Annotated in this window: 7 protein-coding genes; all 7 read right to left on the minus strand. The window is 70.2% G+C overall.

Going from position 1 to position 6,981, the window contains the following annotated elements; all coding sequences use genetic code 11:
* A partial coding sequence (locus tag NX1_RS34555; RefSeq protein WP_157120394.1) for an AMP-binding protein occupies nucleotides 1-780 on the minus strand: 780 nt, incomplete at its 3' end.
* A gap of 135 nt (nucleotides 781-915) precedes the next feature.
* Entirely contained in the window at nucleotides 916-2,550 is a 1,635-nt protein-coding gene (locus NX1_RS34560) for a monocarboxylic acid transporter (protein ID WP_068069289.1), read from the minus strand.
* The gene (locus NX1_RS34565; RefSeq protein WP_068069292.1) at nucleotides 2,547-2,897 is read right to left on the minus strand and encodes a DUF485 domain-containing protein; all 351 of its coding nucleotides are present in this window, start codon (nucleotides 2,895-2,897) and stop codon (nucleotides 2,547-2,549) included. Before NX1_RS34565 ends, NX1_RS34560 begins: the two co-directional genes overlap by 4 nt.
* Nucleotides 2,898-3,056: 159 nt before the next feature.
* Nucleotides 3,057-4,859 carry a sodium/solute symporter gene (locus NX1_RS34570; protein ID WP_068069295.1) on the minus strand — a complete coding sequence of 601 codons (1,803 nt, stop codon included), beginning with the start codon at nucleotides 4,857-4,859 and terminating at the stop codon, nucleotides 3,057-3,059.
* Nucleotides 4,804-5,169, minus strand: a complete 366-nt coding sequence (locus tag NX1_RS34575) for a hypothetical protein (RefSeq protein WP_068069298.1) — start codon at nucleotides 5,167-5,169, stop codon at nucleotides 4,804-4,806. The genes NX1_RS34570 and NX1_RS34575 overlap by 56 nt, the downstream gene beginning before the upstream one ends.
* Nucleotides 5,166-5,960 (minus strand): LytR/AlgR family response regulator transcription factor, encoded by a 795-nt coding sequence (locus NX1_RS34580; protein WP_068069300.1) that lies wholly within the window; start codon nucleotides 5,958-5,960, stop codon nucleotides 5,166-5,168. Before NX1_RS34580 ends, NX1_RS34575 begins: the two co-directional genes overlap by 4 nt.
* Before the next feature lie 70 nt (nucleotides 5,961-6,030).
* Nucleotides 6,031-6,981: sensor histidine kinase (locus tag NX1_RS34585; protein ID WP_068069303.1), on the minus strand; the 951-nt coding region annotated here is incomplete at its 5' end.

Genomic DNA, 6,981 nt, shown 5'->3' on the forward strand with positions numbered 1-6,981 from the left:
CTCGGCATCGAAGGGCTGGGCTTCGTGGTGGGTGGCGGCTTGGGCGACGGTCTCGTGCCACCACAGGTCCCGGCCTTCGGTCCACGGCACCTCGACATCGGTGCGGCGCACCACCAGCACGTGCTCCACGCTGTGTGGCAGGTCGCCGTGGGCGTAGAGCGCCTCGTCCACGGCTTCCTTCAGCGGTGCGGACTTGCCGCGGCGCCACTGCCCGTCGGTGGTGATGACGAGCCGGGCGCGTGCGTCGTCGACGCGTTGGCGCAGCGCGGTGGGGGAGAACCCGGCGAAGACCACCGAGTGGGTGAGTCCGAGGCGTGCGCAGGCGAGCATGGAGACGATCGCCTCGGGCACCATCGGCATGTAGATGGCGACCCGGTCGCCGGCTTCGAGTCCGAGTTCGGTGAGGTAGTTGGCGGCCTGGGAGACCTCGTCGAGCAGTTGCCGGTAGGTGATGTCGCGGGAGTCGCCGGGTTCGCCTTCCCAGTGGATGGCGACCTGGTCGCCGTGTCCGTCGAGGACGTGGCGGTCCACGCAGTTGTAGGCGACGTTGAGCGTGCCGTCGACGAACCACTTGGCGACGGGTGCGTCGCTCCAGTCCAGCACCTGGCTCCACTTCTGATGCCAGTGCAGCCGTTCGGCCTGCTCGGCCCAGAAAGCGTCGCGATCGTCGGCGGCCCGATCGTAAAGCGCCGCATCGGCGTTCGCGGCGGCGGCGAATTCTGGGCTGGGCGCGTAGGTCACCGGGACGGTGGTGTCCGGTTCGGTCGTGGCGCTGGTCAAGTCATATCTCCAATCGAAAGAGCCTGAGCGGCAACGGGAACAGGGGTCGGGCCCCGGCGTGTGCCGGGACCCGACGGGCGCCGCGCCGTTGCGGCGAGTCCTGCGGTGATCCCGGCAGCGCCGGGATCGGGAAGGTCAGTGCACGACCGCCTTCTCAGCGCCCACTCCCGTGAGCGAACGAACCTCCATCTCGGCGGCCTTGGCCGGGTTCTCCGGTGTGCGGCCACCGACGAAGGTGCCGATCACGCCGAGCGCGAAAGCCAAGGGGATGGAGACGATTCCGGGATTCGACAGCGGGAAGAGGTCGAAGTCCGAGCCGGGGAGCATGGCGCTCTTGCTGCCCGACACCGCGGGCGAGAACACGATGAGCACGATCGTGGAGATCAGGCCGCCGTACATGCTCCACAGCGCGCCGGTGGTGTTGAAGCGCCGCCAGAACAGCGAGTACACGATGGTCGGCAGATTCGCCGCCGCCGCGACCGCGAAGGCCAGCGCCACCAGGAACGCGATGTTCTGCCCGTTGGCCAGGATGCCGAGGCCGATGGCGAGCGCGCCGATCACCACCGCGGTGATCCGCGAAACCCGCACCTGCGCCGACTCGTCCGCCTTGCCGCGCTTGAGCACGCTGCCGTAGATGTCGTGCGCGAACGAGGCCGCCGCGGTGATGGTGAGCCCGGCGACCACCGCGAGGATCGTGGCGAACGCGACCGCGGAGATGATGCCGAGCAGCACCACGCCGCCGAGTTCGAAGGCCAGCAGCGGAGCCGCCGAGTTCTGGCCGCCCGCCGAAGCGAGGATGCGATCCGGACCGACGATGGCGGCGGCTCCGTAGCCCAGTACCAGCGTGAACAGGTAGAACGCGCCGATCAGGGCGATCGCCCACACTACGGAGCGGCGGGCCTCCTTGGCGGTCGGCACGGTGTAGAAGCGCATCAGCACGTGCGGCAGTCCCGCGGTGCCGAGGACAAGCGCGAGACCGAGGGAGACGAAGTTCAGCTTCGAGGTCTCGGTCGCGCCGTACTGCGCGCCGGGGGCGAGCACGTCACGCGCGGCGACGGCCTTGCTGGTGGAATCGGAGACCATCTGCTGCGCCGAGCCGAGGATCTCGGAGAAGTCGAACCCGAACTTGGCCAGCACCATCACCGTCATCAACGCGGCGCCGGTGATCAGCAGAACGGCCTTGATGATCTGCACCCACGTGGTGCCCTTCATACCGCCGACCAGCACGTAGACGATCATCAGCACGCCGACCACGGCGATCACCACCGACTGCCCGGCACGGTCGTCGATGTCGAGCAGCAGCGCGACCAGGCCGCCCGCGCCCGCCATCTGGGCCAGCAGGTAGAACAGCGAGACGGTCAGCGTGGACAGCGCCGCCGCGGTGCGCACCGGCCGTTCCCGCAGCCGGAAGCTCAGCACGTCGGCCATGGTGAATTTGCCGGTGTTCCTGAGCATTTCGGCCACCATCAGCAGCGCGACCAGCCAGGCCACCAGGAAGCCGATGGAGTAGAGGAAGCCGTCGTAGCCGTAGACCGCGATGGCGCCCGCGATGCCGAGAAAGCTTGCCGCCGAGAGGTAATCGCCCGCGATGGCGATGCCGTTCTGCGGGCCGGTGAAGCCGCGCCCGCCGGTGAAGTAGTCCGCAGCACTGGCGTTGTTGCGGCTCGCCCTGATCACCACCACCATCGTGACCGCGACGAACAAGCCGAAGATGGCGATGTTCGCGACGGGATTGCCGACCGTGCCCGCGGCGAGATACTGCGTGGTCATGCCCGCTCACCCTCCAGGTAGTTGCGAATGGCCGCGGCGCGCGGATCCAGTTCCTTGTTGGCGAAGCGGACGTAGCACGCGGTGATTACGAAGGTGGACAGGAATTGGCCGAGGCCGAGCAGTAGCCCGACGTTGATGTTGCCGACGACCTCGGTCGCCATGAAGTCGTGCGCGTACGCGCCGAGCAGCACATAGCTGAGGTACCAGGTCAGGAACAGTGCCGTCATGGGGAACACGAAACGGCGCAGACGATTTCGCAGCTCCTGGAATTGCGGGCTGGCCTGCACGGCGGCGAAGTCCTCTTCGCTCGGTGTGCGCGGTGGCTTGGTGAGGTCGGTACCGGTCATCGGAGCGTCCTAGCTTGTGACGTGGATTACTGCGGTGAAGGTAGACCGATCGAAGCGCCGATATGCGTTGTGGTGCAGGTCACTCTGTGAAGGTGGGGATCTGTGCGGTGAGCGGTCGGCTCCGCGCGACGAACGGTCGACGGTCCTGCCGCCCCTCCGTCAGCTGGTGCGCAGCCCGCGCTCTCGGTCGGCGCCCATGCCGAGCCGTTCGGGGGCGTGCATGCGCACGAAGATCCCGCGCACCGCGCGCGGGCCCTGACCACACGTCACGGTGCTCACCACGACCATCGTGAGGAAGGCCAGCGGCACGCTGATCGCCGCCGGGTAGCCGAGGATCGCCGCGAGCCAGCCGTCGGCGACCGCCTCGGACGCGCCGCCGAGCACGGACACCGCCGTCGCCCCGCCCGCGACGAGTCCGCCCGCGATCAGGCCTGCCCCCGCGCCCTTCGCGGTGAGCCCACGCCACCAGATGCCGAGCACCAGCAGCGGGCACAGCGTCGAAGCGGCCACCGAGAACGCCAGCGCGACGGTGCGCGAGAGGTCGAGCGAGGCGACGGTGAGCGACAGCGCCAGCGGGACGACGCCCGCCGCCAGCGCGGCCATGCGGAAGTCCCGGATCCGGCCGCGCAGCATGTCCGTGCTGAGCACGCCCGCGATGCTGACCAGCAGGCCGGAGGAGGTGGAGAGGAACGCGGCGATCGCGCCCGCCGCGGCGAGCGCAGCCAGCAGGCTGCCTGGCAGTCCGCCGAGCACCGAACCGGGCAGCAGCAGCACCGCGGCGTCCGAGGTTCCGGTGATCAGCAACTGCGGCACGTAGAGCCGGGCGAACACCCCGAGCAGAATCGGGAACAGGTAGAACATGCCGACCAAGCCGATGACGGCGAGCGCGGTGGCCCGCGCGGCTCGCCCGTCGGGATTGGTGTAGAACCGCACCAGCACGTGCGGCAGTCCCATCGTGCCGAGGAAGGTGGCGATGATCAGCGAATACACCTGGTAGGTCGGGTGCGAGCCGCCGAACCCGCCACCCGGCGACAACCAGCTGACGCCGTCGGCGGGCGCGCCCGCCACCACCGGTACCGCGGAACCGGATTCGAGCACCAGCTGGGTGCCCGCGGCCAGCTGGTGCTCGCCGGGCGCCAACGCCACCGGACCGTCGACGCGGCGGCCGTCCACCGTGCCCGCGATCGAAACCCGTTGACCCGCACCGACCTGCACCACCACGTCGGTGGTGACGTCCACCGTGGTGCGCTCGGTGACCACCGGCGGCGCTGCCGTACCGAGCTCGCGGTCCTGGGCGAAGAAGTGGCCGAGCAACACCAGCGCGGGCAGCGCTACGGCGGTGAACTTGAGCCAGTACTGGAACGCCTGGACCAGCGTGATCGACCGCATGCCGCCGCCGGTGACATTCGCGATCACGATCGCCCCGACCGCGACGGCCCCGACCCAGCTCGGTACGCCGAGCAGAATTCGCAGGGTGAGCCCGGCGCCCTGGAACTGCGGAATCAGGTAGACCGCGCACACCAGCACCACCACGACCGCGGCGAGCCTGCGCAAACGCACCGAGCCGAGCCGGAATTCGGCGAAATCCGGCACCGTGTACGCGCCCGAGCGGCGTAGCGGGGCGGCGACGAACAGCAGCAGCGCCAGGTAGCCCGCGGTGAATCCCACCGGATACCACAGCGCGTCGGCGCCGTACTTCGCGATCAGGCCCGCCACGCCGAGAAACGAGGCGGCCGAGAGGTATTCGCCGGAGATCGCCGCCGCGTTCCAGCCGGGGGTCACGCTGCGCGACGCGACGAGGAAATCGGAGGTGGTGCGCGAGAGCCGCACACCGTACGCGCCGATGGCCACGGTGGCGAGCGCGGCGAGCAGCAGGGCCGCGACGGTCAGGGCGGGCGCGCCCACGTCAGTCCCCGGCCAGGTCGAGGAAATCCTCCTCGTTGCGTTCGGACAGCCGCACATAGAGCCGACCCACCCCGTACAGCGCTGGGAACACCGCGCCGCCGAGCAGGAGCCAGGGCAGCCGCACTCCGATGACTACCGCCGAGCCGAGCGACTCGATGTTCAGCAGCAGCGGAACCGCGCCGAGCGCCAAGACCGTCACCAGCGCCAGCCGCAGCGCGAGGCCGAGCTGGGCGCGAATGAGACCGCCGATCAAGGCTTCCCCGATCTCGGTCTGCTCGGCGACTTCCACGCGGGTGCGCACCCGTCGCGCGCCGTGGCGCTCGGCCAGCACCACCCGTTGCCGTGCGGGCCGTTGCGGCCCGGTCACCGGTTGGTCCAGGTGTGGCGTGGTCCGTGCACCAGCCGCTGTTTGAGCTCGCGCACCTGTCTGCGGCTCACCGGCAGCTCCACCGCCGCCGCGCTGCCATCGGCGCGCAGGCACACCACTGTGCCGCTGCCCACCGTGCGCAGGCCGGTGACCAGTCGCAGCGCCACCAGGTACGAGCGGTGTACGCGCAGGAAACCGGCATTCTCCCAGCGAGATTCGAGGGCGGAGAGCGGAATGCGCACCAGGTGCGAGCCCGCGCTGGTGTGCAGCCTGGCGTAGTCGCCATCCGCCTCCACCCAGCTCACGCTCGACCGGTGCACCAGCGTTGTCACGCCGCCCAGCTCGACCGGGATGACCGCGTTCGGGTCGCCGCGCGGCGCCGCGGGCGGCGGGGGAGCGGCGCGCGACTGAGCGATGCGCCGCACCGCCTCCGCCAGGCGCGCCTCGCGCAGCGGTTTCAGCAGATAGTCCACCGCGCCGAGATCGAACGCGCTCACCGCACGGTCGTCGTGCGCGGTCACGAACACCACCGCGGGCGGGTTGGCGAACTCGGAGAGGATGCCCGCGAGCTCCATGCCGTCGAGTCCGGGCATGTTGATGTCGAGGAAGACCGCGTCGACCGGGTGGGTGCGCAGCACCCGCAGCGCGCCGGTCGCCTCGCCCGCGGTGTGGATCTCGCCCACACCCTGCTGGGTGCGCAGCAGATACACCAGCTCGTCCAGAGCGGGCTTCTCGTCGTCCACGGCTAGCACGCGCAGCGGGCCCGCCTGCCTCTCGGTGTTCTGCGTCACAACCCTCTCATGGTAAGGGCATGGTGATCGGGCGTGTTTCGGATATCCCGACCAGCGGATATCGCGATCGTCAGGCGCGTACGCCGGGGCGGAACTTCGGCACCCGCAGGCTGACCTTGGTGCCCGCGCCGGGCGCGGTCTCCACGATCAACCCGTAGTCGTTGCCGAAGGCCGCGCGCAGCCGATCGTCCACGTTGGCCAGCCCGACGTGCGCCGACTCGCCGGAACCCGCAGGACCGGAACCGGATTCGATCGCGTCGAGGGCGCCGGAACGCAGCAGGTCGGGGTCCATGCCCGCGCCGTCGTCCTCGACGCTGATCAGGCAGTCGGTGCCCGCGTCGGTGGCCACGATGGCGATGGTGCCGCCGCCCCGCCTGCCCGCGATGCCGTGCCGCACCGCGTTCTCGACCAGCGGTTGCAAGGCGAGGAAGGGCAGCACGACGCCGAGCACCTCGGGCGCGATCCGCAGCCGCACCTGTAGCGCGTCGCCGAAGCGGGCTCGCTCCAGCGCCAGATAGCGCTCGATGTTGCGCAGTTCGTCGGACAGCACGGTGAATTCGCCTGCTGCGCGGAAGGAATAGCGGGTGAAGTCGGCGAATTCGAGGATGAGCTCCCTGGCCCGCGCCGGATCGGTGCGCACGAACGACGCGATGGTGTTGAGCGCGTTGTAGATGAAGTGCGGGCTGATCTGCGCCCGCAGCGCCCGCACCTCCGCGCGGTCCAGCCTGGCGCGGGAGGCGTCGAGTTCGGCCAGTTCCAGCTGGCCGCAGGCATAGCGGGCCACCTCGGCGAGCGCGCCGAGGAGTCCGGGACCCGGCTTGCCGCCGGTCACGATTCCGAGCGCGCCCGCCGCACCGCTGTTCTCGATCAGCAACGGCTGGGCGACCAGCGTCCGCGCGCCGTGCTCGCCCTGGCCGGGACCGGCCACCAGCACCGGCCGTTCGCTCGCGACCGCCCGCCGCGCGGCGTCGGCGAAGGCCGCCACCAGATCGGCGTGCGGCCCGTCCCAGGCCAGCACCTC

It is taken from the genome of Nocardia xishanensis NBRC 101358, assembly GCF_001613365.1.
Lineage (GTDB): Bacteria > Actinomycetota > Actinomycetes > Mycobacteriales > Mycobacteriaceae > Nocardia > Nocardia xishanensis.